Here is a 26,727-nt window from a genome sequence, read left to right as displayed (position 1 = left end):
TTATCCACATACATTAATATTCTATATCAATACAAAATTTGTAAGAATTCGATTATTAGCGCAAAATCGTGCTAAATTTATTTAAATTTAAAAATTATAATTTTATACATATTAGAAATTTAGGGATTTATTGCAAATTTTATTGATTTAAATCAATAAATTTGATTAATAATTTGTTATAATTTGCCTTGTGTTTCACAAATTTCTTTGAAAGAAAGGATAATTCTATGGACAGACGAGAATTTATCAAAAGTTCAGCAGCTGCTGCTGCATGTAGTGCCGCTGGAATTTCTGCCCCAAGCCTAGCTAGTGCCGCTGACGGCGAAAAAGACTGGCGCTGGGACAAAGCGGCTTGTCGTTTTTGCGGAACCGGTTGTGGTATTATGGTTGCCACAAAAGGCGGAAAAATCGTAGCTGTAAAAGGCGATCCACTATGCCCTGTAAATCGTGGTCTTAACTGCATTAAAGGTTATTTTAATGCTAAGATTATGTATGGCGAGGACCGTATCACAAAACCTCTTTTGCGTATGAACGAAAAAGGCGAATTTGACAAAAAAGGTAAATTCGGCGAAGTTAGCTGGAAAAAAGCTTTTGATGTCATGGAAGCGCAATTCAGAAAAGCTTACGAGGAAAAAGGTCCAAGCGGTTTAGCTGTATTTGGTAGCGGTCAATACACTATCATGGAAGGTGTCGCTGCTGTCAAACTTATCAAAGCAGGTTTTAGATCTCACAATATCGACCCGAATGCTCGCCACTGTATGGCAAGTGCGGTTGTTGCGTTTATGCAAACATTTGGTATCGATGAGCCATCAGGCTGCTTCGATGATATCGAGCTAACTGATACAGTTGTTTGCTGGGGCGCGAATATGGCCGAAATGCACCCAGTGCTTTGGTCTCGCGTAAATGACGCTAAACTTAAAAATCCTGATAAATACAAAGTTGTAAATTTATCAACTTTTTCAAGCAGAACTTCTAGCATAGCTGATATTGAGATTATTTTTAAACCTCATACTGACCTTGCGATTTGGAATTTAATCGCTCACGAGATTGTATATAACCACCCAGAAGCATTTGATGAAAATTTCGTCAAAGAGCACTGCGTGTTTGCAACAGGTCCAGTTGATATCGGTTATGGTATGAGACCAAATCCAAAACACCCTAAATTTGATCCAAAAGAGGTCGATACAGTAGAAAAAGAGCTATCAAAAGTTCTTAGCGAAAACGAAGGCGTAACACTATCATACCTTGGTATGAAAGCTGGCGACACGCTAGAAAATAAAAGCAATGGCAAAGCCGACGCTCACTGGCTAATCGGTTTTGAAGATTTCAAAAAAGCATTAGAGCCTTATACACTAGATTTCGTTGCCCAACTTGCCAAAGGCGATGACAACGAGGATTTAGAAACTTTCAAGAAAAAACTTCAAGGCTTAGTTGATTTATATGTCGAAAAAGGCAGAAAAGTAGTAAGCTTCTGGACAATGGGTATGAATCAACACCAAAGAGGAACTTGGGTAAATGAGCAAAGCTATATGGTGCATTTCTTGCTAGGCAAACAAGCTAAACCAGGCGAAGGCGCGTTCTCACTAACAGGACAACCAAGCGCTTGTGGAACTGCTCGCGAGGTAGGAACTTTCTGCCACAGATTGCCAGCTGACATGGTCGTAGCAAATCCAAAACACAGAGAAATGACAGAAAAAGTATGGCAAATCCCTGCTGGCACAATCAATCCGCGCCCAGGCTTCCCTTATGTAAAACTAATGAGAGATATTGAAGACGGAGCGGTTAAATTTGCTTGGGTTCATGTAAATAACCCATGGCACAACACTGCAAATGCTAACCACTGGATCAAAGCAGCAAGAGAGATGGATAACTTCATCGTAGTAAGCGATCCATATCCGGGCGTATCTGCAAAAGTAGCGGATTTGATTTTGCCAACTGCTATGATTTATGAGAAATGGGGAGCTTATGGTAATGCTGAGCGTAGAACTCAACACTGGCGACAACAAGTATTGCCAGTAGGCGAAGCGATGAGCGATACATGGCAAATTTTAGAATTCTCAAAACGCTTTAAGATTAAAGATTTCTGGGGCGAGAGAAAAATCGATGATAAACTAACTTTGCCAGATGTTTTAGAAGAAGCGAAAAAAATGGGTTACGATCCAGAAGATACTCTATTTGATGTATTGTTCGCTAACAAACGCGCACTTGAATACAAAGCAGATGATCCAATCATCGCAGGCTTTGACTGCACCGAAGTTTTCGGCGATAGCAGAAATGTCGTAGGAAGCGACGGAGAGGTATTTAAAGGCTATGGATTCTTCGTGCATAAATATCTATTCGAAGAGTATAGAATTTTCGGCGACGGACACGGACACGATTTAGCTGATTTTGATACATATCACAGAGTTAGAGGTCTTAGATGGCCAGTTGTCGATGGTAAAGAGACTCAATGGAGATTTAATACCAAATACGACACTTACGCTAAAAAAGCTAATCCAGACGGCGATTTCGCATTTTATGGTAACCAAGGCGCACTTCCGACAGGCGATATGAAAAGCGCAACCTCAGGCGATGAGAAAACTTCATTTAAAAATAAAGGTAAAATTTTCTTCCGCCCTTACATGGATCCATGCGAAATGCCAAGCGAAGAGTATCCGTTCTGGCTATGCACAGGACGCGTCCTAGAACACTGGCACTCAGGCTCTATGACAATGCGTGTTCCTGAGCTTTACCGCGCTGTTCCAGAAGCTCTATGCTTTATGAACAAAGCAGACGGCGATAAAATGGGCATAGCTCAAAATGATATTGTATGGGTAGAATCAAGAAGAGGAAAAGTAAAAGCAAGAGTAGATTTCAGAGGTAGAAATGTTCCGCCTGTGGGTCTTGTTTATGTTCCTTGGTTTGATGAAAATGTATTTATCAACAAAGTTTGTCTAGACGCGACCTGCCCTCTTTCAAAAGAGACAGACTATAAAAAATGCGCAGTAAAAATTTATAAGGCATAATTATGGAAAGACGCGAAGTTTTAGGTTTATTAGGACTGCTTGTAGCAGGCGGAAGTGGATTTTGTGAATTTGCCAGAGCAGAGGATAAAATCCGTCTAAGACCGCCAGGTGCCCTTGATGAAAAAGAATTTATGAGCAAATGTATTCGTTGCGGGCTGTGCGTCGAGGCATGTCCATTTGATACGCTAAAACTAGCAGAATTTGGCGATAGCGGAGTGCCAAACGGAACTCCGTTTTTCCAGCCAAGACTAACTCCATGCTATATGTGCCAGGATATCCCTTGCACAGTAGCGTGCCCGACTAGCGCGTTAGATAAACAAAAAGTTAGCGAAAATGACAAATTAAATATCAACAAAGCTCAAATGGGCGTTGCGGTAGTAGATCAGAAAAACTGCGTTGCATACTTTGGAATTCAATGCGACGCATGTTATAGAGCCTGCCCTGTCATGGATAAGGCACTATTTATCGAATACAAACGCAACACAAGGACAGAAAAACACGCATTTTTACTACCTGTTGTAGATAGCGATTACTGCACAGGGTGTGGAAAATGCGAAAAAGCCTGTATAACCGAAAAAGCAGCCATTACAGTGCTACCACGAAATTCGGTTTTAGGCAAGGTAAATGACAACTATGTCAAAGGTTGGATCGAAGGCGATGACGCGAAGCTAAAAGACGCTGATAGCCAAATCAACTTAAATTTGAAAAAAGGTATTGATTACTTAAACGGAGGCGAGCTATGAAATACACACTTTTAAGAAGATTAGTTCAATTCCTAATCCTTGGCCTTTTCATAGCTGGAAACTGCTATGGATTTAAAATTTTGCAAGGAAATTTAAGTTCGTCAGTGCTTTTTGGAGTTATAAATTTAAGCGATCCTTTTGCCGTGCTTCAACTATTTTTGGCAAGTTTTAGCCTAGGTGCGCTTAGCATAGTTGGCGCGTTAATCATATTTGCGTTTTACGCTTTGATTGCGCCACGAGCTTTTTGCGGTTGGGTATGTCCTATCAATATCCTAACAGATTTGGCAGCTTGGATAAGAAAAGTTTTAAATATCCAAACCAAAATGTTTAGCGTCAGCAAAAATGCTAGATACTATTTGTTAGTTTTAGTCCTACTTTGTAGCGGATTGTTTAGTATAGCAGCCTTTGAGATACTAAATTTCGTCGGATTTTTCACAAGAGCGGTCGTTAGCCTTAGCGTTAGCGCATTTAGTATAGCCGCAATAATTGTGATATTTGAAATTTTCGCAGGAAATAGAATAATATGTTCCCATATATGCCCACTAGGGGGATTTTGGGCGATAGCAAGTAAATTTAGCTTAATTCGCATTTATCATAATGCAAACAAATGCACCAAATGCAACAAATGTAAGAGCGTTTGCCCTGAGGTTCAGGTGCTAAAAATGGTCTCAAAAGAGAGTTTTAAAATCGATTCTGAGTGCATAAGTTGCGGTAGATGTGTCCAAATTTGCGATGATGATGCGTTAAATTTTAGCATACTAGGAGTAAAAAAATGAAAAAGAAATTTGCTTTTTTAAGCCTTGTTGCAGCTACAATTTGTTGTTTGGGTTTGAGCGGTTGCCAAGATGAAAAAGGCAAAGCGAGCTCAAATACAAACCAACCAGTAGCGCAAACACAACCCGCCTCAGCACCTGCTGCTACTAACGAAGTAAAAGCAGAAGCGCCTAAGGCAGAGGTAGCGCCAGCTGCTGCACCACAAGAGCCAGCCGCACCAGCGCCGGTTGTCGAGAAAAAGGAAGATATACCAAATTTAGAGCTTGCGCAAAGTCCTAAATTTAGAGAGGATTACACTAACGAAAACCTAACCTTGCCTACTTATGAGGTAAAAGGTGGCGCACCAGGCGAAAATATGGTATTTGAGAGAAGCTTCGAGAACGCTCCTCCGCTAATCCCACACACTTTGGACGATATGCTACCTATCACAGCCGAAAACAACATGTGCACCACATGCCACCTTCCAGAAGCTGCACAGGCTATGCAGATCAAATCAGTCCCACAAAGCCACTTAGCAGATTTGCGTGATGAGAATCAAAAGAGCCTTAATGGCGCACTTTCTATGGCTAGATACGACTGCGTTTCTTGCCATGTTATTCAAACAAACGCAACCCAGCTAGTTCAAAACAAATTTGAAGCAGATTTTAGTCGCTTTGCAGACTCAAATACTAGCTCAAATTTGCTTGACATTTTAAATCAGGGTGCTGATATCAAATAACCATTTTGTTGTGAGTTTGGATCTCCAAACTCACACAAAATTTACGAGGTAAAAAATGAAAAAATTATTCGTTGCTTTTATCTTTTTAGCAACCTTTCTTTTTGCAAATGACAAAGTCATAGTAGATGGCAACATCGCGATTTTAAAGCAAATGGATGAAAAAATCTATGCTGGCACGGACACCGGAAAGCTTTTTAGTATAAGCGGGAGCGATGAGAACGCTACTCTTGTTTTAGCTCTTCCGCAAATCAAAAGCTATGTCGATGGAGATATCGATTCTAAGGTCATCGATGTCGATAAACTAGGTGAAAAATTTGCCCTTTTGATAAATGGCGATTATATGCACAAAAAACTCGCCGTGTATGAGAATGGCACGCTTGACACCTTTGATTTACCGATAACTGGTATCAAAAGACTATTTTTGCTAGATAGCAATACTATCGTTTTACTAGGCGTGGGAAGCGAAATTTTGTACTACGACATAGCCTCAAAATCTGTGAAATTTGAGCACAAAATTTCAGATTCACCTTTTGGTGGCGTGAGCTTTGACCGCGAGAAAAATTTATTGCTTCTTTCAAACGAAGGCGGTATGATTTACTTTTTTGACACAAAAGAGAAAAAATTCTTACGCGAAAAAAGTATCCACAAAGACAATGTCTTCAATGTAGCCTTTGTAGGCGAGAGGGTGATAACTGGCTCAAACGACAAAACCTGCTACTACGAAAACGCAAGAGAGTCTAAACTTTTCGAAACTGGCTTTATCGTGTATAGCGTGGCATTAAGCGAGGATTTTGGCGCATTTACGACACTTGATGGCATAAATATCATAAACAAAGCCGGAAGCGTCATCAAAAAAATCCCTTATGATGGCGAAATCATAAACAACATGACATTTTATGGCGATCACTTAGTTGGCGCAGGATACGACAAAACAATTCATTTTTGGAGCTACAAATGAACATTTCAAGTGTGATAATCTACACAGATAATAAGACAAATTTGGACGAGCTTAGCGCTCTCGTGGCAAAGATAAAGTTTTGCGAAGTCGTGGCTGCACAAGATGGCAAAATCGTAGCGACTATCCAAACCGAAAGCCTAGATCAAGAACTGGGCGCGTTTAAGGCCATGCAAGCCCTAAAAGGCGTAAGCGATGTAGCTATGATATACTCATACCAAGACCTAGATGAACAAATCGACGCCGCGAACAGCAACAATATAGAAGAGATTATGCAAAAAATCGACGAAGAACCAGAAATCAAAAAAATCAAATACGGCGGTAGTTTAAATATCTAAATTTACCTCTTTTCAAAGGCTGAATTTGGCAGAATTTGGCCTTTTAAAATTTAGCGACAATCAGAGAGACCTAGTGTAAAATCCATGAAATATTCATTATCAAAATTATAAGTAAATGTAGCCTTGAAATTTTTATTTTTAATATCTGAATTACAATATTGTTCTTTTACGCCGTTTTTAAAATTTTGTTTAAACAAATCAAAATCTTGCTCCACGAAATCCCGCCAAGAGATATTTTGCATATTTTGCACATCGTTTAAATCATAAAAATAACTTACTTTCTTTGTTTTCGGATTGCACTCTATATTTGTTAAAGTGGTTGCATCATCTAGTCTAGTTGGCAATTTTGTCTTTATTTCATTTTGCAATCTGCAAATTTCCTCATCACTCATAAATTTTTGTTTAAACTGTATATATCCGAATTTTCCCAGCATAAAAGCCATAAATAATATAACAATACTAAATAAATTTTTCATTTTTTCTCCAAATTTTATTTTTTAATAATACTAGAAAATAAATTTTTAAAACAATAAACTATATTTTTTTGCCCCAAAACTACTATTTGAAGGACATATACTATACCAAACACTATCGCAGATGTTTTTACTCTACCCAAATAATACCTAGCACTTCCTCTATATTCTGTCAAAGACCAACGGATAAGAAAATAGCAGAAACATACAAACACAACAAAATATAAAATCCTAAAAATATTTATCACGAAATTTTCATTAAGTTGTAAATTTGAAATTTTCTGCTTAAATTTTTGTGTTTTATCTAAAATTTTAAAATTTTCTTCTTTTTGAGTGTCGGCGACATTGATATATTTCGCTGAGTAATTTGTATCATTTTCTTTAAAATTCTCTTGTTTTTGCGCACCTGCTTTTGTAAAAATCATAACGACAAACTCGCTCGCAAAAGCTAAAATTAGCAGATACCCCATATACTCCTCACTCACAATACCCAAAGCAATAGCGAAAAATGGGATATAAAATAGCTTTTGAAGAAGAATTTCAACCATTTCTTTGTAAAAAAGAAAGCAAGTAACACCGCATATTCCAGCGACGATAGAAATAGATAAGGCTGATTCTTGCGTTACTAAAATTGCGCCTCCTAGCAAGTTAGACCCTATGCCTGATGCTATGAAAAATGCAAATAGTTTTTTGCTACTTGCAAATTTGCCAATCATATAAATCACATAAATTCTACATAACCCCCCAATGAATAGAAAAAATTTACCTATACTCGTATCATCTGAATTTTCAAAAAACACTTTAAGAACCAAGCCGAAAATCAAAATCGCATTAGCAACTAAAAAATCTTTTTTAATTTTATAAAATTCATCTATCTTTGAAGTTTGCTTAGGTTTTATCGTTTGAAATGATTTTTTATTTTTTATTTCATACACAACATGGCCTTTTTTAAAAAATTCAGCCATTATACCCCCCCCTTAAATTAGATTTAAAAATTAAAACACATAAATTATATTTACATTATTGTTTTTTGACATAGGATAGAAATGTGATTTTTGTTTAATTTTGTTAATGGGTGAATTTGAAATAGTAAATTTGGATAAAATTTATGGTGCGACCAGCGAGATTTGAACTCGCACACGCGGAGCGCACTACCCCCTCAAGATAGCGTGTCTACCAATTCCACCATGGTCGCATGAAAGAGCCCGCAAAGGCGCGGGCGAGTGATTACGCAGCTGCTTTTGTAAGAGCGTCTGTAACAAAAGGATTAGCGAAAAGCAAGATAAATGCGATAACAAGCGCATAAATAACTTGTGCTTCGATCATCGCTAGCGAAATATACATTGTAGTTGATAGTTTGCTAGCTACGCTTGGGTTGCGAGCGATACCAAGGATTGTTGCATTAGCTGCATTACCCATACCAACAGCGCCACCAAGAGCGGCAAAACCAAGAACGATACCAACAGCGATTGCTGAGTATGATACGATTTGAGTATAAGCGCTAAGCTCCTCACCTGCGAATGCTGCGCCACAAAGCGCGAAAAGTAAAACCAAAACTTTTTTCATAAAAGTCTCCAAAATAAAATTTCAAAACGCCTTTCGGATCTGTCCCCTACTAAGAACATTTTGAGTGCGGTATTCTAGTGAAATTTTGCTTTTAATTAGTTTAAAAAAGTGGCAAAAATCGCCCAAATTTCGCCACTTTATGAATTTTATTTTTTCGAAGCTAAATATGTATTTAGTGCGCCGACATAAGCCTTAGCTGAGGCTAGCATTGTATCGACATCAAGCCCATGCCCCATAATCGCGCCAGTGCCCTCAAATTCGACCTTAACGGTTACTTTGGCCAGAGCATCTTTGCCTTTGGATACGGCCTTGACTTGATAATCTTTCAGCTCACCGCTAACCTTGCTTATGCGATCAATCGCTTTAAAAATCGCATCGACCCCACCATTTCCAAGCGCGCTATCGCTTAGCAAAATTTCATCGTGATTTAGCGTGACAGCCGCGCTTGCATGGCCTTTGTTGCAACCATTTGAGCTAAGAAGCGCAATCTCGTAAGCTTTGGTTTTCGCACCCATAAATTCGTCATTTACAAGCTCTCTTAAATCCTCGTCATAGACATCTTTTTTACTATCGGCTAAAATTTTAAATTTCTCAAACGCCACTTGCAATTGTTCGTCGTCTAGCTCGTAGCCAAGGGCGATTAATTTGTCCTTGAAAGCGTGGCGTCCGCTGTGTTTGCCAAGCACGAGAGAGTTTTTATCCAGCCCGATATCATCGGCCTTCATAATCTCGTAAGTTTCGCGGTGTTTTAAAACGCCGTCTTGGTGGATTCCGCTTTCGTGCGCGAAGGCATTTTTGCCCACGATTGCCTTATTTGGCTGTGGTTCGATACCTGTGATACTTGCGACTATACGGCTTGAAGGATAAATTTCTTTGAAATTTATATCCGTATAAAGTGGCGAGAAATGGTCATTTCTGGTTTTTACGACCATTGCAATCTCTTCGAGCGCAGTATTTCCAGCCCTCTCGCCAAGGCCATTTATAGTGCATTCGACTTGGCGCGCACCAGCTTCAATGCACGCTAGTGTGTTTGCTGTGGCAAGCCCTAAATCGTTGTGATTGTGAGCTGATACTATCGCTCTACCATCTATAAATTCGACCATTTGTTTAAAAATAGCGTAAATTTCATTTGGCAAGCGATATCCCACGGTGTCTGGTAAATTTATCGTAGTTGCGCCCACGCCGATAACCGCCTCGCAAATTTCCTTCATAAAGCCAACATCGCTTCTGCACGCATCCTCGCAGCTAAACTCCACATCATCTGTGAAAGTCTTCGCATATTGCACAGCCGCAACTGCGCGTTTGATGACCTCATCAGGCTTCATTTTTAGCTTAAATTCCATGTGAATCGGGCTAGTGGCGATGAAGGTGTGTATGCGCTGAAATTTCGCCGGCGCGATAGCCTGCGCCGCGGCCTTGATATCGTTTTCAAGCGCGCGAGAAAGCGAACAAACCCTAATCTTGCTAGTAGCCTTTGCGATTTGATTAATCGCGTCGAAATCCCCCGGACTAGCCGCTGCAAACCCAGCCTCGATAACATCGACGCCGAGTTTTTCTAATTGGAGTGCAAGGCGGATTTTTTCTTCTGTATTCATCGAAGCGCCCGGGCTTTGCTCGCCGTCGCGCAATGTCGTATCAAAAATAATAATTTTATTTTTATCCATAACCTACCCTTTCATTTGATAAAATTTGGCGATTATAGCAATTTTAGGCTTAAATTTAGTTGGAATTGATAAATTTTATTATTTAGTTCTCTTTGCTTTGTTTGTTAAATTTAACCCCGATAAGCGTTAGCCCCGCGCGCACAAGCCCATATCCTATGTATAGCAAAATGATAAATGCAGGGAATTCGAGCTTGAAAAGATACAGACACGAAAAAAACACCACAATAAGCAAAACCAAAATTTTAATAGCATTTGGCCGTTTTAAATTTATCTTTTTAAAGCTTGGGAAGCGGATATTACTAACCATTAAAAACGACAAAATTGCCATGCCGATGATAAATACGCCACCCCACACAGATGAAACCTCGTATTTAAGGTAAATCCCAATCCACACAGCAATCGTAATAGCCGCAGTTGGGATCGGCAGACCGATGAAAACATTTGGCTCGTAGGTGCCCACAGTGACATTAAATCTCGCTAGCCTCACAGCGCCGAAAATCACATACAGCGCGCTAATTAGCGTGCCAACCTGCCCATAATCCTTGCCGATTACGAAATAAAACAGCACCGCTGGCGCCACGCCAAACGCCACTATATCGGCAAGGCTGTCAAATTCTACGCCAAATTTGCTCGTCGTGTGCGTGAGCCTTGCCACGCGCCCGTCAAGTCCGTCAAAAATCAAAGAAAAAATTATATACGCAATCGCGCTAGCATAATGGCCGTTTATCGAGGCAAAAATGCTAAGCATAGCCAAAAATATACTAGCCGCGGTGAAAAGATTTGGCAAAATATATACTAATTTTCCTCTTTCTTCTTCCATTTTACGCCTCTTCTTCTGGATTTTCTTTGGCTAAATTTCGCACCAAACGCGTCGGCAAATTGTTTTCTTTTTCAAATTTATCGATAATCTCCACGATAACCTCGCCAGCGACGGTCTCTTTTTCATACAGAGTTTTTACCATTTCCTCGATTGCAGGCGCATAAACTCGCAAGGTCTCTTTCACAGCTTTGTAGCGCTCATCGAGCTTTGTGCGGACATAGTTGTCGATTTTTACCGCTGTTTCCTCGCTATAATCCTTAATGCTCTGACCGCCGTTTAAAAACGAATATTGCTGTTTTTCAAGCACAATTAAGCCTAGCTCGTCTGTCATACCGACCTTGGCTGCCATAAATTTTAGCCAATCAGTCGCGCGCTGTAAATCGTTGCTAGCCCCGTCTGTAATCTCGCCCAAAAAGACTTCCTCGGCCGCCCTACCAGAGAGTAAAACATCGATTTCAGCGAAAATTTCATATCTTTGGTGCAAAAATCTATTTTCAAACGGCGAATTTAGCGTATATCCAGCTGCGCCAAGCCCGCGCGGAACAATCGTAACCTTGCTAACTGGCATTGCGCCTTTGGTAAGCTCGGCGATGAGCGCATGACCGCTCTCGTGGTAAGCGACGATTTTTTTCTCCACAGGATTTACGCGGCGCGATTTTTTTTCTAATCCTATCGCCACGCGTTCGATTGCTTCGAGCAGATCTTTTTGCTCGACCTCTTTTTTCGCCTCTCGACCTGCCAAAAGCGCGGCTTCGTTTATGATATTTGCCAAATCCGCTCCCGCAAAGCCCACGGTAAGGCGCGCAATATCCTCGATATCAATATCACGGGCAAATTTGACATCTCTCATATGCACCTTTAAAATCGCGATTCTGCCGTCATAATCAGGTCTATCGACCAAAACCTGCCTATCAAATCTACCCGGACGCAAAAGCGCAGCGTCAAGCGTCTCTGGGCGGTTTGTCGCTGCTAGGACGATGACTGGGCTAGACTCTGTGCCAAAGCCGTCCATTTCTGCCAAAAGTTGATTTAGGGTCTGCTCCCTCTCATCGTTTCCACCGCCGATTCCACCTGAATTTCTACTTTTTCCGATCGCGTCAATCTCATCGATAAAAACAATCGCAGGTGCTTGTTTTTTGGCTGTTTCAAACAAATCTCTAACCCTACTTGCGCCCACGCCTACAAACATCTCTATAAAGCTAGAAGCCGAAATCGAAAAAAACGGCACATCAGCCTCGCCTGCGACAGCCTTTGCAAGCAGTGTCTTACCCGTACCAGGAGGGCCTACAAGCAAGACGCCTTTTGGGATTTTCGCTCCTAAGCTTATGTATCGCTCAGGGTTTTTGAGGAAATCGACTATCTCTTTGACCTCTTCTTTGGCCTCTTCGACACCGGCGACATCGCTAAATTTGACATTTGGCTTCTCTGCGCTCATTAAATTTTTCGAACTGCCGATTCCTAGCATACCGCTACCCATATTTTTTTGCATACGATTGGCCAAAAACATCCAAATTCCAAAGAAAATCACAAGCGGTAAAACCCAGCTAAAAAGCAAATCTGTGAGTAAATTTGTTTCGTTATATGCGCCATAAGGGATATTTCTGCTCTCCAAAATACTCACAAGCTCGTTATCATCGACCCTTTGAGCTACATACATTGTATCGCCACTTTGGGCTTTTATCGTGGTTTTGCCGATAGAAACCATTGAAATTTGAGCTGTTTTAAGCTGTGATTTTAGCTCTGAATAGCTGACATTTCTAGTCTGTCCCACGCCTAAATTTCCAAGGGTCGCACCCTCGCCAAAACCGCCACCATTTGGGCTAATTGCCCTAAAAATCACAATTAAAATCAGCGCAAAAACCACAAACATACCAATAGGATTTTTGTTGAAAAAATTTCCTCCGCCGTTTTGTTGATTTTTGTTATTTTGATTATTCATTTTCACCTTTCTCATAAACAAAGCTACACCACTCGTTTTTTTGCTCCATTTTCACGAAGCGCAAATCCGAAAATGCAGATTTTATTCTATCTTTGTAATTTTCTAAAATTCCAGAAAGCACAAGATGTGCGCCAGGATTTAGCGCGTTTTTCAAATCGCTAGCTAGTATCAAAATCACATCAGCGATTATGTTTGCTACGACTAAATCGTATTTTTCGCCCGCTCCTGCGATACTTCCTGTCCAAATTTTATCCAAGCTCACGCCGTTTTTTTGCGCATTTTGCACGCTAGCATCAGTGGCTTGCTCGTCAGTATCACAAGCGCTGACATTTGCGCCAAGCTTTTTCATCGCGATACTCAAAATTCCACTTCCACAGCCCACATCAAGGGCTTTTGCACCCTCTTTGGTAATCTCGCTTAAAATTTGCAAACACATATTTGTGCTCTCGTGGTGCCCTGAGCCAAAGGCGAGTGCTGGATCGATTAAAATATCGATTAGCCCTGCCCTGCTCTCGCACCAGCTAGGGCGGACATAAAATTTACCCACCTCAATCGGCTCAACGCCCTTTTTATACTCGTTTATCCAATCTTGATTTTTCTTTTGCGAAATTTCGATTTCTAGCGAAATTTGCGCCCCTGTGGATTTTTGCAAGGCTTCTTTAAATTCGATTAGCGCGAATTTCACCATTTCTAGGCTATCCTCATCGCGCACGATAAACTCGCCCTCACGCTCTTCAATGCACGAAATCCCAAGCTCAAAGACAAAATCTTTGAAAAATTCCAAGCCGTTTTGGCTCTTTACACTCATTTCATTATAAAATTCTTTCATCTCAAAACCTTAAAAGCCATTACGATATCACAAAATTTTAAACGCTTTTTCTAAATCTATACTGCCCTCGTAATATGCCTTGCCGACAATCACGCCTGCGATTTTGCCGCTGTTTTTGCACGCCAAAATGTCGCTAATGTCCTTCACGCCGCCACTTGCGATTGTATCAATCCCGCTAGCTTCGGCGATTGCTTCTGTGAATTCCACATTTACGCCACATAGCATGCCATCTTTGCCGATATCAGTGCAGATTATCGCGCCAACTCCCGCTCCTGCGTAAAGCTTAGCCAAATCAGTCGCCTTAATGCTACTCACATCTGCCCAGCCCTCGGTTGCGACCATGCCATCAAGCGCGTCGATTCCTACGACGATATTGTATTTTGGCGACATTTCTTTGACAAAATTTGGATTTTTTAGCGCAACTGAGCCTAAAATAAATCTATAAACGCCCAAATTTTGGTAGTCTTTTATGCGCTTTTCATCGCGAATTCCACCACCCACTTCGACCTTTAAATTTGTCGAATTTACGATTTTTTCAATCGTTTTGAAATTTATCGGCTCTCCTGCAAACGCTCCGTCTAAATCTACTAAATGCAGGTATTTTGCCCCCATGTCTTCGAATTTTTTAGCTAATTCCCAAGGGGTCTTTGAATAAATTTTAGCACTTCCCATTTCGCCCTTGCTAAGGCGCACAGCAAGGCCCTCTTTTAAATCAATCGCAGGTAAAATTTCCATTATAACTCCGTGAAATTTTTAATTATTTTTATGCCATTTTCGTGGCTTTTTTCGGGGTGTGGCTGAAAGCCAAAGACATTTTCCTTGCAAACTGCGCTAGGAAATTCATACCCATACGCCGTCTTTGCTAAGATAAACTCTTCATCGCAAAGCGCGTGATAAGAATGCACGAAATACGCATAAACCGAGCTTTCAAGCCCCGAATTTATGGGCGCCTCGCGCGTGAATTCTAGCGTATTCCAGCCCATGTGCGGGACTTTTAAACTCTCGCTAAATTTGCTCTCATCAAATTTCACCACTTCGCCACTAATTATCCCAAGCCCCTCGCTCGAACCAAATTCTGCGCTTTTGTCAAAGAGAAGTTGCATACCAAGGCAAATTCCCAAAAAATACCGCCCACTTGCGACAAATTCTCTTATTGCTTCGTCTAAATTTGCCGATTTTAGCTTAGCCATTGCTTCGCCGAAAGCTCCTACTCCGGGTAGTAAAATTTTGTCGCTTCTTAAAAGTTTTTCAGGCTCGCTCACTAGCTCAAATTTCGCCCCACAAAAACTAAGGGCGTTTTTCACGCTTCGTATATTTCCAGCACCATAATCAACAATTCCTATCAAAATCAATCCTTATTTAATTTATGGTCAAATTCCGGTACAATCTCTTTGAGTTTGCTTGCGACTTCGTCATTTTCGGCATTTACAAGCTCTGAAATTTGCAAATTTAGCTTTTCTAAATCGTATTTTGTAAAGCTTGAAACAAAGATCGATTGATACTTTGTGCTTTTATCGTTTTCGTTGATCAAAAGCTCTTCGTAAAGCTTCTCGCCAGGGCGAAGTCCTACAAATTTAATCCCAAGCTCCTCTTTACCAGCTAACTGCAACATGCGTTTGGCAAGGTCTGCGATTTTGACAGGTTCGCCCATATCAAGCACGAAAAGCTCCCCACCTTTGGCGATTGAGGCTGCTTGAAGCACTAGCTGACAAGCTTCGCTCACTAGCATAAAATACCGCACGATATCAGGGTGCGTAACGGTGAGTGGCTCATTTGCTTCGATTTGGCGTTTAAATTTCGGGATTACGCTTCCGCTACTTCCTAGCACATTTCCAAATCTCACAGCCACGATTTGAGTGGCTTCATCACTCGAATTTAGGCTGTAAAGCTCGCAAATTCGCTTTGTCGTGCCCATGATATTTGTAGGGCGCACGGCCTTGTCGGTGGAGATCAAAACGACCTTTTTAACGCCATGTTTTTTGGATAAATCCACGACATTTTTCGTGCCAAGAACATTGTTTTTTACCGCTAAATGCGGGTTAAATTCGCAAAGTGGCACATGTTTATACGCTGCTGCATGCACCACGACATCAGGCTTAAATTCGGCAAAAATTTCATCGAATTCATCGCGATAAACGATATTTATCATTTTTAATTCGTTGCGAGAATCTGTGTTCGTGGCTTCATTGATTTGATAAAGGTTAAATTCGCTATGCTCGACCATAATCAGTCGTTTTGCACCGAAATTCAAGCATTGTTTGCAAATCTCGCTTCCTATCGTGCCACCTGCGCCAGTTACTAAAACGACCTTGCCGTCGATGAAATTTTTAATCGCCTCTTTATCCAAATCCTTTGGTTTGCGCGCAAGCAGGTCTTCGATCGAAATGTCGCGGATTTTTTTCTGCTCGTTTTCTAGTAGCGAAAATAGCTTGATATCTTTTAGCCCATACGCGATTAGCTCGTCGTAGAGCTCTTTGAGATCTTCTGGGTGCAGTGAAAGTGCCACGATAGCGGTTTTGGCGCCACTTTCTTTTATCATTTCTGGGATTGTGCTTTTTGCGCGCACGACGAAATTTTCGCAGTATGTGCCAACTAGCTCTTTTCTGCCATCGACGACGCCCACAGGATAGTAGTTTATGTGGTGTTGGCGCATACCTTTTAGCACATGCACGGTTTTGCTAGTCGCTCCCACGACGACGCAGGGTTCGTTGGCGCTAGAATTTGACTTTTCGTGCAATAAAAACATGCGTTTTGAGATTCTTACGCCACTGATTAAAATAAAGCAAATCGCCGCATCTATGGCAATCACAGAGCGTGGGAAGGGGTTGAAAATCTTCTCCATTAAAAAGAAAATCGCCAAAAATGTCAAAGCCGTGAAAATGTGCGTGTAGAAAATTTTGCGCGCTTCGTAAAGCCCGAAAAATCGCCACGGCACAAGGTAAATTTTCATAAACCACAAATACGCAATGCGAATAGCGGTAATTAGGGTCGCGCTTAGTAGCAAGCCTTTGTAAAATTCGTTTGGAATATCGCCACTAAAACGCAAAACAAAGGCGATTGCGACGCTAAAAATCGAGATTAAAATATCTAAAATCAGAAAAAATGCGAAGCGTTTAAGCTTGGTCGGTCTAAAAATCATAAGCTTTTCTTTACAATTTCGGCGACTTTTGCGACCTGCTCGTCGCTCATATCACTTCCACTTGGCAGACAAATTCCGCGACTAAATAGATCCTCGCTCGTGCCATCGACCACGCTTAATGCGCCTTTGAAAACTGGCTGCATGTGCATTGGTTTCCACAGCGGACGGCTTTCGATATCGGCTTTATTTAAAGCGTCGATTACGCGTAAGTGAGCATTTTTTTCTTTGAAAACTAAGGTTGTAAGCCACCTGTTTCCGCGTGAATTTTCGATTTCTGGCATAAATTCGGCGCAGTCTTTTAAAAGCTCGCTATAAAGTGCGAAAATTTCTCTTTTTCGCTCGACGCGTTTTTCCAAAACTTCCATTTGTCCCACGCCAATCGCGCCTAAAACATTGCTTAATCGGTAGTTATAGCCATAATCCAAATGCTCATAATGCAAAAGTGGCTCTCTGGCTTGCGTGCTATAATACCTTGCTTTGGCGATTAAGGCTTCGTCGTCCGAAATTAGCATTCCACCGCCACTTGTGGTGATGATTTTGTTGCCATTAAAGCTTAGCGCACCACACGCGCCAATCGTGCCAAGGGCTTTGCCCTTGTAAAATCCGCCAAGTGCCTCAGCTGCGTCCTCGATAACGGCGATATTTTCATTTTCGCAAATCTCCATTATCTCGTCCATTTTCGCTGCCTGTCCGTAAAGGTGGGTTGGGATTAGGGCTTTTGGTTTTTTGGGTGCTAGTTTGATTGCCTTTTTTAGAAGCTCGGGGCTTAGATTCCAGCTTTCGTCGCTGTCGATTAGCACAGGGACGCAACGCTCATAAAAGATTGGATTAAGGCTCGCCATAAAGGTAAAAGTCGATCCCAGCACCACATCGCCGTCTTTTATGCCTAGCGTTCGCAATGCTAGATGAAGTGCGGCTGAACCAGCATTTAGCGCGAGAGCTGATTTCGCGCCAGTGTAATCGCAAACTGATTTTTCAAATCTATTAACATACTCGCCAAGTGGCGCGATGTAGTTACTTTCAAAAACTTTTTTTATGTATTCTAATTCGTTTCCGCCCATATTTGGGGGGCTTAAAAATATTCTTGCCATTTTCTCTCTTTCGATGAAATTTATAAATTTAGCCTGATTTTTAGGCGATTTGCAACCAAAAAATTGCAAATTTAAAAATTTAAAAGCCGTTATTTTACCACTTTTAAATAAATTTATGATTTTTATTTTTGCTGTTTTATAAAATTTGCAAATTTATAAATTTTGCTTTTTTAAACCAGCAATTTGTAAAAATTCTCTAAGAGTTAGTCGTATGGTGAGCCCTCGCTCACCAAATTTTTGCATTTATTAAATTTTAGGCTTAATGGATAAAACGAGGATTTAATTTTATCATTTTAATCATTAGGCGGGCAAAAGCCCACCCTATGATAATATTGTCTTAAATTTAATACCCCATTCTTCGCAATACTCTTACCTGATTGCAGGCGCTCTCTGCTACTGAGAAATCTTGATTACTATCTCCGATTGAGAGTTTATTTTTTAGATTACAAGACATCTGGTAAAATGCGATAGCCATTGAAGGATTTTTCTCTACCCCTTTTCCCTCTTCAAACATAAGTGCATAATTATTACACCCCACAGGGTCGCCATTTTTGCAAGCTTTTCCGTAAAAATTATAAGCTTTATTGTAATCCTGCTTTACACCTTTTCCAATTTCATACATAACCCCAAGATTGTTGCAACCATATAATGGATTAAGATCGCAACCTTCTTCATAAAATTTGATAGCTTTTTTATAATCTTGCTCTACTCCGTTTCCGTCTTCATACATAATCCCAATATTCATACAACCACGAGCTTCATCATCATCGCAAGCTTCTTCGTAAAGTTTATAGGCTTTTTTATAATCTCGCTCTACACCATATCCATACTCATACGAATATCCAAGAGCATTGCAACCCCTAGCGTAACCGGCATCGCAAGATTTCTCAAACAGTTCATTGGCTTTTTCATGATTTTTTTCATCATAACGGGCTTTCATTCCTTGTTCAAAATAATCTTCTCCGCTACCAGAAAATATCCAATAACCAACCAATAATACCAAAATAGCGATAATGGCTTTTTTCATACTTGCTCCTTTAAGTGCAATTTACCTTGTGATTTTAACAAAATTTGACTTAAAATTTTTGATAGTATCGTAGGGTGGGCATTTTCGCCCACCAAATTTTTGCATTTATTAAATTTTAGGCTTAATGGATAAAATAAGGATTAAATTTTATCATTTTAACCACTTACTTACTCATTAGATGGGTAAGGTTACCCACTCTACGGTGCTAGATTTATATATTCTCGCGGTATCTTGTTTAAACATTTTTGAAAAAAATATTTTGCTACATCATTTTCTGAATATTTTTCTTTTTTGTGTTCTAATTTTAATATTATTCCAGTTGGTATATAGCTTGGTGTTTGCATATCGATATTTAATTTTTCTTTTTGTTCTAGCGATAGTTCATTTTCATCGCAGATATGTAATGAAAAAGCTAAATCACTTATGCTGAGCCAACCGTAAATTTTATTTGCTGTTTTAAAAATTGAAATATTTATTGAATTTATATCTGCTAAGAAATTTAAATTTAATTCATTGTCCAACATTTGGTTTGCTATTTTTTTTACATTGCTTTTTGTTTTGTATGTTAAAATTGTTTCTATTAATTTTTTACCGATATTACTATTTATAAAATCATTACCTAAATAACCACATAAAATACCCAAAAATAATTTTGATAAAAAACGAGTAATATCATTGTAATCTATTACTATTCTAGAAATATTTATTCTATTTTTTTCTAATTCTTCTTTGATTTTTAGTTCATTTTCCGTAAATTCCCAAATAAATTTCACTTTATTTATATCAAAAATTTTTTTTATTTTTTCGTAAAAAAGATTTAAATTGCTATCATTAATTTCTTCTACGCTGCTTACAAAATCTACACATAGTAGAATTTCTAATTTCGAATATTTTTTAAATTCTTTATTTATTTCCAAAAGTATGTTTTTTAGTTCGTTTTCTGATAATTCTGCGGTTGGTAAAATAAAAAGTTTCGATGGTTTCATCTTGCTTAAATAAGGCTCTCCTCCAACTAAGCATAAAAAGTTTTTGTCATTATTTTTGAGCCAATAGACATTAAATTTTTCATTAACCATTGCGTCTATATATTGATTGTTATCGATTAGTTGCAATATGCTATCATTGTCATCAAAATTCAATGCGGTAAATTTGTATAAAGTATCGTTTTTAAATTCATTTAATTTAGTAGATACAAAGAAAGAATGAGCAAACCTGCCATCAACAAATTTTCCTAGTTCATTATTGCATTTTTCGCATAAATTCATTTTTTTAAATTTATCATCGCTTTTTATTCCATACAAAAATTTAGGAATAGAATGTTCTAATGACATTTTGACATTATTTTTTTTACATAAATAACAAGTTGTCATCAACTTCCTCTTAAATTAGATAATTCTTAACTATAATCTTTAATATCTTATAATCCAAGAAAACAAAATTTAAATTTGCTTAGCTATAAAGTGGCGGTATGCCACTTTATGATACTACAATACTTTGTTTATTCATACTCATATTCAAAAGCTATATTGCCACCAATTCGCTTATTTTTATAACAACTACAATTTTTATCAATATACTCGGCTAAATCATCGGAAATATCGATTTTTTTGTTATTGTTATTTTTACAAAAAGAGCAGGTTCTTTCATCATCACAACACAAAAAAAGCGCTTTTTTTGCTCCCATTTGTTTAAATTTTTTAACATTTCTTAATATCGAAAAATAATGAAATAATCTAAAATATATTTTATGTATTTCATCTTTTGGGTTTAAACCTTTTATTTTATCTATTTCAAAAAAATCAATTAATTCTTTTTCAATTTTTAATCTAGTATTTAAGCCTAAATTTCTTTTTTCATCAGTAGTCAGAAATAATTCTGTGTTAAAATTAGGTTCGCCAATAACTATACAATCTATAAGCAAATCTATTTTTGCCAAATTAAAAATACCGGCTTCCACTATATATTTTTTTGCAATTTCACGGGTAAAAGGAATGTTTTCTACCACTTCACTACAACTATAAAACATTATATATCCTTTCTTTATTCGTTAAATGTTAAATCTTTTGATTATTTTTGCTGGGACACCGACGGCTACGCAATTTTCGTCGATGTCCTTTATCACTGCGCTACCTGCACCGATAACGCAATTTTTGCCGATTTTGACCTTTTGAATTACGCTAGAACCCAAACCGATATGGCTAAATTCGCCCACTTCCACGCCACCTGCAAGGGCAGAATTTGGGCTAATATGCGAAAATTCGCCAATCACACAATCATGCTCGATTATACAAGCTGAATTTAAAATTACCCCGTCGCCGATAATCGCATCTGCATTTACCACGACATTTGGCATGATAACCACGCCACGCCCGATTTTAGCTGTGGGCGAAATCACGGCAGTTTCATGGATAAGTGTGGCTATTTCAAAACCTGCTTCGCTGACTTTTTTTTGCAAATTTGCTCTGATTTTGCAATCACCGATTGCGATTATAACGGGAAATTTCGGCAAATCAGGACTAAATTTTAACTCGCCGTTGTCGTCTAAAAAAATGATTTCTTTATAACCTGCGCTTTTTGCGACATCTGCTACGACCTTGCCATGACCACTCGCGCCGTAAATGTAGAGTTTAGTTTTTTCCATTGAATTTCTCCGTTGTCGCCATGCCGTCTTTATTAACGCCGTCTTTTTTGATAACTTTTTTTATGGTTAAAAGCGCGATTTTAAGATCGAGCAAAAAGCTTAAATTTTTAGCGTAAAAGCTGTCAAATTCAAACTTTTTCGCCCAGCTAATCGCATTTCGCCCATTTACTTGCGCTAAACCCGTAATTCCGGGGCGAACGCTGTGGCGAAGTTTTTGCTCTTCGTTGTAAAGCGGCAGGTATTCTACGAGCAAAGGTCTAGGTCCGATAAAGCTCATATCGCCTTTTAGGACATTGAAAAGTTGCGGAAGCTCATCAAGGCTTAGGGCGCGGATTTTTTTGCCGTATTCGTTCAGGCGCAGTTCGTCGCTTAAAAGTTCTCCGCCCTCGTCCCGCTCATCGCTCATAGTTTTAAATTTGTAAATTTTAAAAATTTTTTCATTTAATCCCGGCCTGGATTGCGTGAAAATCGCGCTTTTGCTTATGTTTTTGCGGATTAGACAATATGTTACAATCATAAGTGGCGAAGTCAAAATTATCAAAAAAAGTGCGCCAAAAAAATCCAAAAATCGTTTGAAAAATGCCCTATACATCGATAAATTTCCTATAAATTTCAATATATTTTTTCGCTATAATTTTCTCATCGTAGTTTTCGACCACCATTTTGCGCCCAGCTTGCCCCATTTTGCGCGCCAAACTCTCATCATCAAGTAGCGTTTCAATCTTTCTAGCCAAATCGCCTGCGTTTCTAGCCTTGCAGATTAGCCCATTTACGCCATCGCTCACAGCCTCGATACAGCCACTCACATCGCTTACCACGCAAGGCCTACTCATACTCATAGCCTCCAAAACGGTGCGCGGAAAGCCCTCTTTGTAGCTTGGAAGCACGAAAATATCACACGCCTTGTAAAGAGCCGCTACATCATCTCTCCACCCTAGCCAAACGACATTTCCCGAGCGCAAAAACGCCTCATCAGCCGAGCTTTTATTCCCTGCAAAAACATCGCCTGCGAAGACAAAACAAGCGTCTTTTCGCTCTTTTAAAATTTCAGCGGCTTTGTAAAATTCGGCTATTCCTTTATGCCAGAGCGCACGACCGCTCATTAGCACGATTTTTTTGCCCTTTGTAATCTCAGGCAGACTCGCGCGCTCGTGAGCGTTTTCGTCGAAAATTTCGCTGTTTACGCCGACACTTTTAATGCGAAAAATTTTATTCTCGCTAATAAGTCCGCGAGAGAGCATATAATCAGGGTCGCTATCATTTACAAAAATGCAACCCTGACTTTGCGCAAACGCCCTTTTATAGAGCATTTCAATGCTAAATTTGACCATGCGAGATTTAATGTCAGTGTCAATATAAAAGCTTCCCAGACCCTCGACTAAATTTAACACACGCGAAATTCCAGCCTTTTTGGCCGCAAATGTGCCAAAAACATTTGATTTGTGCGCCGAAGTTTGCAAAAAATCCAAATTTAGCTCTTTTAAAATTCCGGCCAAATTTGCCGTATTTTGGGATACTTTAAGCGGATTTAGACTAGCTTTGTCTAAATCATAATTAACGCTAATAAATTCTTTTTCCAAATTCGCCGTATAATTTCCGTGTGGCGCTATCGCAAAAACCTCGTGACCAAGACGCTGTAACTCCCGCATAATGGGCGCTCTGAAAAAATAAATACTCATATCAGAGTGTGAAAGGAAACCAAATTTCGCCATTTTATTTCTTTAATCTATAAACTTTCACAGCTGGGCTTATGACCACAGGCTCGAAAAGATCGCTTTTATAGCGTTCTAGCACAAAAAGCTGAATATAGGTCGAATTTAGCATTTCAGGGTCAAGCAGCAAAAATCTGCCATAATCCTTCATATAAATTATCGAAAATTGCGCCGAGCTATCGACTTTGATCTCTTTGACTTCGAGTTTGCCACTAGCGTTGTGGCTGGTTTCGAAAAATGTATTTATCGGAAATTTATTGCCCTCGGCCTCTATGCTAAGCAAGTTATTTGCGATTTTGATACCATTATCCATAGTTATACCGCTCTCATCTTGCCAAAACCTCTCACTAGCAATGAAAATTTTATCTTTTTTCATTTTGCCTGTGGTTATGTCGATGTTCGAAAACTGTGACACGGTCGAGAGTATGCTCATCATGCGATCTGGCAAGACATAATAAATATCGCGCGTCTTAGCTGGTGTTTTGAAATCTGGCAGGCTTAAATTTAGCAAAAACGCATTGAAATCATCGAGCTTGTAATCAGCTAAAATTTGCTTTATTTTATTTGGAAATTTCTCGGTGAAATTTCGCTCTGTGTATTCGACATCTACGCGCGCCATGTGCGCTGAGCTGTATTGATCAGCCAAAAGCGCGAAACTTACCGGGTAGTTGTCGTTGCCTAGGTGCTTGCCACCGTCAATTAGGGTTTTGACATCGGAATAATACCTTATGACATAGCCATAATCCCACCACGCAAGCGCGTAATCCTCGCGATCGGCGATAGTTTTGAGCTTGTCTAAAACCTCAACCTCGCTTTTGAAAAACACAGTCTCGACGGTGTAGGCCTTGATGTGTTGCCACGCTGGATAAAGCGCCAAAATAGTTAAGGCTAGCAAGATAATGCGACCAGCGAATTTTGGCAGATTTAGCCGTTTTACCGAAAAATACAAAATATACCCAAAGCTTAGCCCCATTACGCCCACAGCATAAATGGTAAATCTAAGCCCAGCTTTGTTTGCTGCAAAGCCCAAAAGCAAAAGTGGCAGTGAGAGCAAAAACTCTTTGTGCCTAAAACACAGCACCACATATCCTACGCACGCCACCACAAAGACAATCACGCTCGAACTGATTCGGCGCATGAAAACTTCTTTTGGCACCAGACCGCTTTCTTGGATAGTTTGATTGACATTAAAAAAGTGAAAAATCGTGTCAGGATTGTCCGCAAGTGAGCGGAAAATGTAAAATTTAGCCTGGAAAATAATCGGATTTAATCCGCCACAATAGACAAAAATCGCAAAGACCAAAATTCCCACGCCAAGCAAAATTCTAAAATTTACAAGCTCTTTTTTGTATGCAAAAAGATAAAAAATCGCTAAAAAAAGCAAAATTTTAGCATATAAATTAAACATACAAATCGCTAGCAAAAATATAATTATCGCTTCATAATTCACCAAATTTTTGCGCGCAAAAACAAGCGTATAAAGCACGAGCGCGCCTAGCATCATCGCATTTAGCGAAAAGCTAGACGGATACCACCACAAATAAAAAATCCCAAATGCGCCTGTAAAAAATAGCGCCCTAGCATCGCCCTTGGTGCAAACCCTGATAAACGCCCACAAGATAAACATCGGCAAGACGATATTTAGCATATCGGTATCATAATACCCAGCCATTGTGCGGTTGTAGTAGCTGTTTGCCACGCAAGCAACTAGCGCGCCGATAAATCCAGCCCTAAGGGCGCGAAATTCAGCCGAAATGAGCAAAATCGGCACGACGATAAGCGATGAAAAAACAACCGGCATATACAAAAATAGGGTTTCTAGCGAAAATGGCGTAATCTGCGCTAATAATGCAGTTAGCTTGGCTAGGGGAAAATCAATGTAACTTAAATCATTTTGCTGATGAAATCCAGCCAAATAGTCCCTTGTCCCCTCAGCAAACGCATAGCCGTCGTTTGTGTTGATCATGATTTGATTATTCCACGCAAGTATGTGAGAGTATCCACTCGCCCAATACACCCAATACAGCCTAAAAATCACGCTCACGCCGTAAGCTAAAACAATCAAAATTAACAAATGTTTGGAGAGTTCAAAATTTTTAATAAATTTAAAAATGCCACCTTTTTGTTGTGGCAAATTTGCCCCATTTTGCGTGTTTTGCGCGCTATTATTCACCCCTATATCCTTTGTCGATTTCTTCAATTTTTAAGATTAAATCTTTGCTTATCTTTTTTTTGTCAAAAAAAGTGGCTCTTATTTTAGCCTTTTTTTCATAAATTTTTACAAATTCAGGCTCATCAATCGCTTTTTGCATAGCTTTTATCGTGCCCTCTTCGTCATTTACGCCAACTAAAACACCCCACTCATTTTCCCCTAAAAGCTCTCTTGCGCCACTTTGATGATCGCTTGAAATGACGAGTTTTCCACATGCCAAAGCTTCAATTAGCGCATTTGAAAAGCCCTCAAAAAGGCTAACGAAAACGAAAGCATAGCATTTTGACATATATTTATAAGGATTATTATCAAAACCAAGTAGTTTTACCCTATCTTTTAGCCCAAGCTCATTTATTAAATTTTGCAAATGCTCACGCAACATACCATCGCCTAAAATCAGCAAATCTTTATCACAATTTTTAAGCTTTGCATAAGCACGAATCAAAAGCTCGTGATTTTTCCCGGCATCAAGTCTGCCAACGCTTAGAAAAAACGGCTTTTCTTGGCCAATTGCTTCTTGTGATTTTTGCGCGATTTCGTCTAAATTTAGCGCATTGTATAAAACTCCCATTTTGGCTGGATTTATGCCAAAATTATCACGCAAATCTGCCAAATTGCCAAGCGAATTTGGATAGATAAAATCGGCTTTCGGATAGAGCCGTTTCAGCAAAAATTTGCTGATTTTTGATTTTAAATTTGGCTCTTTGTAAAGCACGCTTGGCGTCGAACACTCATTGATTATCAAAGGTTTTTTATCTCCAAAAATTCGCGCAAAACCAGCCACATAACAAGGTCGATTCATCCAGACAAAGTGAATATCAACGCCTAATCTTTTGCATAAATTTTTATATTTTAGCCCTAAAAATGGCAGTTTGATTAGCTTTTTTAAGCCATTTTCAAACGGAGCTGATTTTTCTATGAAATGCACCTGCACCGAATTTGGAATTTCATAAAAAATTCTATCGTTCATCAAAATCAAATGCACTTCGTAAGCCTTGCAAAGCTCGGGTAAAAGGTTGCTCACAACCCGCTCAGCCCCACCACCAGCCATAGAATAAATAAATACGCTTAGTTTTTTCAT

General features: G+C 39.4%; 25 protein-coding genes and 1 tRNA gene. 6 read left to right on the top strand and 20 right to left on the bottom strand.

The window, feature by feature from the left end:
• Positions 1-227 precede the first annotated feature (227 nt).
• From napA to OFO07_RS00890, 6 genes are read left to right on the top strand one after another with little or no spacing between them, the layout of a single operon-like run.
• Entirely contained in the window at positions 228-3,005 is a 2,778-nt protein-coding gene (gene napA / locus OFO07_RS00915; protein WP_270870612.1) for a nitrate reductase catalytic subunit NapA, read from the top strand.
• Between the two features lie 2 nt (positions 3,006-3,007).
• Positions 3,008-3,748 (top strand): ferredoxin-type protein NapG, encoded by a 741-nt coding sequence (gene napG / locus OFO07_RS00910; protein ID WP_270866451.1) that lies wholly within the window; start codon positions 3,008-3,010, stop codon positions 3,746-3,748.
• Positions 3,745-4,524: a quinol dehydrogenase ferredoxin subunit NapH gene (napH, locus tag OFO07_RS00905; protein WP_270859415.1), complete on the top strand. Its 780-nt coding sequence runs from the start codon at positions 3,745-3,747 to the stop codon at positions 4,522-4,524. The genes napG and napH overlap by 4 nt, the downstream gene beginning before the upstream one ends.
• On the top strand, positions 4,521-5,240 hold the full coding sequence (locus OFO07_RS00900; protein WP_270870611.1) for a nitrate reductase cytochrome c-type subunit: 720 nt from the start codon (positions 4,521-4,523) through the stop codon (positions 5,238-5,240). Before napH ends, OFO07_RS00900 begins: the two co-directional genes overlap by 4 nt.
• Before the next feature lie 55 nt (positions 5,241-5,295).
• Entirely contained in the window at positions 5,296-6,198 is a 903-nt protein-coding gene (locus tag OFO07_RS00895; RefSeq protein WP_270870610.1) for a WD40 repeat domain-containing protein, read from the top strand.
• Positions 6,195-6,533 (top strand): chaperone NapD, encoded by a 339-nt coding sequence (locus tag OFO07_RS00890; protein ID WP_270870609.1) that lies wholly within the window; start codon positions 6,195-6,197, stop codon positions 6,531-6,533. Before OFO07_RS00895 ends, OFO07_RS00890 begins: the two co-directional genes overlap by 4 nt.
• Positions 6,534-6,583: 50 nt before the next feature.
• Here OFO07_RS00890 and OFO07_RS00885 read toward each other — a convergent pair whose 3' ends face one another.
• The 20 genes from OFO07_RS00885 to pglJ form a co-directional block, all read right to left on the bottom strand.
• Positions 6,584-6,925 carry a hypothetical protein gene (locus tag OFO07_RS00885; protein ID WP_270870608.1) on the bottom strand — a complete coding sequence of 114 codons (342 nt, stop codon included), beginning with the start codon at positions 6,923-6,925 and terminating at the stop codon, positions 6,584-6,586.
• Between the two features lie 98 nt (positions 6,926-7,023).
• On the bottom strand, positions 7,024-7,971 hold the full coding sequence (locus tag OFO07_RS00880; protein ID WP_270870607.1) for a hypothetical protein: 948 nt from the start codon (positions 7,969-7,971) through the stop codon (positions 7,024-7,026).
• A 144-nt stretch (positions 7,972-8,115) separates the two neighbouring features.
• Positions 8,116-8,201, bottom strand: a tRNA-Leu gene (locus OFO07_RS00875).
• Positions 8,202-8,233: 32 nt separating this feature from the next.
• On the bottom strand, positions 8,234-8,572 hold the full coding sequence (gene atpE, locus OFO07_RS00870; protein WP_270859398.1) for an ATP synthase F0 subunit C: 339 nt from the start codon (positions 8,570-8,572) through the stop codon (positions 8,234-8,236).
• A 146-nt stretch (positions 8,573-8,718) separates the two neighbouring features.
• Positions 8,719-10,236: a 2-isopropylmalate synthase gene (locus OFO07_RS00865; protein WP_270868052.1), complete on the bottom strand. Its 1,518-nt coding sequence runs from the start codon at positions 10,234-10,236 to the stop codon at positions 8,719-8,721.
• Between the two features lie 82 nt (positions 10,237-10,318).
• A complete protein-coding gene (gene pssA / locus OFO07_RS00860) occupies positions 10,319-11,056 on the bottom strand; it encodes a CDP-diacylglycerol--serine O-phosphatidyltransferase (protein ID WP_270859396.1) in 738 nt (245 codons plus the stop codon).
• A gap of 1 nt (position 11,057) precedes the next feature.
• Complete coding sequence (gene ftsH, locus OFO07_RS00855) at positions 11,058-12,995, bottom strand: ATP-dependent zinc metalloprotease FtsH (RefSeq protein ID WP_270859395.1); 1,938 nt, start codon at positions 12,993-12,995, stop codon at positions 11,058-11,060.
• Positions 12,988-13,824, bottom strand: a complete 837-nt coding sequence (locus tag OFO07_RS00850; RefSeq protein WP_270859394.1) for a 50S ribosomal protein L11 methyltransferase — start codon at positions 13,822-13,824, stop codon at positions 12,988-12,990. Before OFO07_RS00850 ends, ftsH begins: the two co-directional genes overlap by 8 nt.
• Positions 13,825-13,851: 27 nt before the next feature.
• On the bottom strand, positions 13,852-14,559 hold the full coding sequence (gene hisA, locus OFO07_RS00845; protein ID WP_270870606.1) for a 1-(5-phosphoribosyl)-5-[(5-phosphoribosylamino)methylideneamino]imidazole-4-carboxamide isomerase: 708 nt from the start codon (positions 14,557-14,559) through the stop codon (positions 13,852-13,854).
• The gene (hisH, locus tag OFO07_RS00840; RefSeq protein ID WP_270870605.1) at positions 14,559-15,170 is read right to left on the bottom strand and encodes an imidazole glycerol phosphate synthase subunit HisH; all 612 of its coding nucleotides are present in this window, start codon (positions 15,168-15,170) and stop codon (positions 14,559-14,561) included. Before hisH ends, hisA begins: the two co-directional genes overlap by 1 nt.
• 2 nt (positions 15,171-15,172) lie before the next feature.
• Positions 15,173-16,963: a polysaccharide biosynthesis protein gene (locus OFO07_RS00835; protein WP_270870604.1), complete on the bottom strand. Its 1,791-nt coding sequence runs from the start codon at positions 16,961-16,963 to the stop codon at positions 15,173-15,175.
• A complete protein-coding gene (pglE, locus tag OFO07_RS00830; RefSeq protein ID WP_270870603.1) occupies positions 16,960-18,054 on the bottom strand; it encodes a UDP-N-acetylbacillosamine transaminase in 1,095 nt (364 codons plus the stop codon). The genes OFO07_RS00835 and pglE overlap by 4 nt, the downstream gene beginning before the upstream one ends.
• Positions 18,055-18,397: 343 nt before the next feature.
• Positions 18,398-19,081: a tetratricopeptide repeat protein gene (locus OFO07_RS00825; protein ID WP_270870602.1), complete on the bottom strand. Its 684-nt coding sequence runs from the start codon at positions 19,079-19,081 to the stop codon at positions 18,398-18,400.
• Positions 19,082-19,278: 197 nt separating this feature from the next.
• The gene (locus tag OFO07_RS00820) at positions 19,279-20,451 is read right to left on the bottom strand and encodes an HNH endonuclease (protein ID WP_270870601.1); all 1,173 of its coding nucleotides are present in this window, start codon (positions 20,449-20,451) and stop codon (positions 19,279-19,281) included.
• 128 nt (positions 20,452-20,579) lie between these two features.
• The gene (locus OFO07_RS00815) at positions 20,580-21,107 is read right to left on the bottom strand and encodes a hypothetical protein (RefSeq protein WP_270870600.1); all 528 of its coding nucleotides are present in this window, start codon (positions 21,105-21,107) and stop codon (positions 20,580-20,582) included.
• Positions 21,108-21,128: 21 nt separating this feature from the next.
• Positions 21,129-21,722, bottom strand: coding sequence for an acetyltransferase (locus OFO07_RS00810; RefSeq protein ID WP_270870599.1), 594 nt, complete (start codon positions 21,720-21,722; stop codon positions 21,129-21,131).
• The gene (pglC, locus tag OFO07_RS00805) at positions 21,709-22,314 is read right to left on the bottom strand and encodes an undecaprenyl phosphate N,N'-diacetylbacillosamine 1-phosphate transferase (RefSeq protein WP_270870598.1); all 606 of its coding nucleotides are present in this window, start codon (positions 22,312-22,314) and stop codon (positions 21,709-21,711) included. Before pglC ends, OFO07_RS00810 begins: the two co-directional genes overlap by 14 nt.
• Entirely contained in the window at positions 22,307-23,434 is a 1,128-nt protein-coding gene (locus OFO07_RS00800; protein ID WP_270870597.1) for a glycosyltransferase family 4 protein, read from the bottom strand. The genes pglC and OFO07_RS00800 overlap by 8 nt, the downstream gene beginning before the upstream one ends.
• A 1-nt stretch (position 23,435) precedes the next feature.
• Positions 23,436-25,607: an STT3 domain-containing protein gene (locus OFO07_RS00795; RefSeq protein WP_270870596.1), complete on the bottom strand. Its 2,172-nt coding sequence runs from the start codon at positions 25,605-25,607 to the stop codon at positions 23,436-23,438.
• Complete coding sequence (gene pglJ, locus OFO07_RS00790) at positions 25,600-26,727, bottom strand: N-acetylgalactosamine-N,N'-diacetylbacillosaminyl-diphospho-undecaprenol 4-alpha-N-acetylgalactosaminyltransferase (RefSeq protein ID WP_270870595.1); 1,128 nt, start codon at positions 26,725-26,727, stop codon at positions 25,600-25,602. The genes OFO07_RS00795 and pglJ overlap by 8 nt, the downstream gene beginning before the upstream one ends.

This window comes from Campylobacter sp. JMF_06 NA1, assembly GCF_027737785.1.
GTDB lineage: Bacteria > Campylobacterota > Campylobacteria > Campylobacterales > Campylobacteraceae > Campylobacter_B.
This window is presented reverse-complemented; position numbering and strand designations above follow the sequence as displayed.

Coding starts and splice junctions, on each gene's coding strand:
- napA (WP_270870612.1), top strand. CDS start 228: ATGGACAGACGAGAATTTATCAAAAGTTCAGCAGCTGCTGCTGCATGT.
- napG (WP_270866451.1), top strand. CDS start 3,008: ATGGAAAGACGCGAAGTTTTAGGTTTATTAGGACTGCTTGTAGCAGGC.
- napH (WP_270859415.1), top strand. CDS start 3,745: ATGAAATACACACTTTTAAGAAGATTAGTTCAATTCCTAATCCTTGGC.
- OFO07_RS00900 (WP_270870611.1), top strand. CDS start 4,521: ATGAAAAAGAAATTTGCTTTTTTAAGCCTTGTTGCAGCTACAATTTGT.
- OFO07_RS00895 (WP_270870610.1), top strand. CDS start 5,296: ATGAAAAAATTATTCGTTGCTTTTATCTTTTTAGCAACCTTTCTTTTT.
- OFO07_RS00890 (WP_270870609.1), top strand. CDS start 6,195: ATGAACATTTCAAGTGTGATAATCTACACAGATAATAAGACAAATTTG.
- OFO07_RS00885 (WP_270870608.1), bottom strand. CDS start 6,925: ATGAGTGATGAGGAAATTTGCAGATTGCAAAATGAAATAAAGACAAAA.
- OFO07_RS00880 (WP_270870607.1), bottom strand. CDS start 7,971: ATGGCTGAATTTTTTAAAAAAGGCCATGTTGTGTATGAAATAAAAAAT.
- atpE (WP_270859398.1), bottom strand. CDS start 8,572: ATGAAAAAAGTTTTGGTTTTACTTTTCGCGCTTTGTGGCGCAGCATTC.
- OFO07_RS00865 (WP_270868052.1), bottom strand. CDS start 10,236: ATGGATAAAAATAAAATTATTATTTTTGATACGACATTGCGCGACGGC.
- pssA (WP_270859396.1), bottom strand. CDS start 11,056: ATGGAAGAAGAAAGAGGAAAATTAGTATATATTTTGCCAAATCTTTTC.
- ftsH (WP_270859395.1), bottom strand. CDS start 12,995: ATGAATAATCAAAATAACAAAAATCAACAAAACGGCGGAGGAAATTTT.
- OFO07_RS00850 (WP_270859394.1), bottom strand. CDS start 13,824: ATGAAAGAATTTTATAATGAAATGAGTGTAAAGAGCCAAAACGGCTTG.
- hisA (WP_270870606.1), bottom strand. CDS start 14,559: ATGGAAATTTTACCTGCGATTGATTTAAAAGAGGGCCTTGCTGTGCGC.
- OFO07_RS00835 (WP_270870604.1), bottom strand. CDS start 16,963: ATGATTTTTAGACCGACCAAGCTTAAACGCTTCGCATTTTTTCTGATT.
- pglE (WP_270870603.1), bottom strand. CDS start 18,054: ATGGCAAGAATATTTTTAAGCCCCCCAAATATGGGCGGAAACGAATTA.
- OFO07_RS00825 (WP_270870602.1), bottom strand. CDS start 19,081: ATGAAAAAAGCCATTATCGCTATTTTGGTATTATTGGTTGGTTATTGG.
- OFO07_RS00820 (WP_270870601.1), bottom strand. CDS start 20,451: ATGACAACTTGTTATTTATGTAAAAAAAATAATGTCAAAATGTCATTA.
- OFO07_RS00815 (WP_270870600.1), bottom strand. CDS start 21,107: ATGTTTTATAGTTGTAGTGAAGTGGTAGAAAACATTCCTTTTACCCGT.
- OFO07_RS00810 (WP_270870599.1), bottom strand. CDS start 21,722: ATGGAAAAAACTAAACTCTACATTTACGGCGCGAGTGGTCATGGCAAG.
- pglC (WP_270870598.1), bottom strand. CDS start 22,314: ATGTATAGGGCATTTTTCAAACGATTTTTGGATTTTTTTGGCGCACTT.
- OFO07_RS00800 (WP_270870597.1), bottom strand. CDS start 23,434: ATGGCGAAATTTGGTTTCCTTTCACACTCTGATATGAGTATTTATTTT.
- pglJ (WP_270870595.1), bottom strand. CDS start 26,727: ATGAAAAAACTAAGCGTATTTATTTATTCTATGGCTGGTGGTGGGGCT.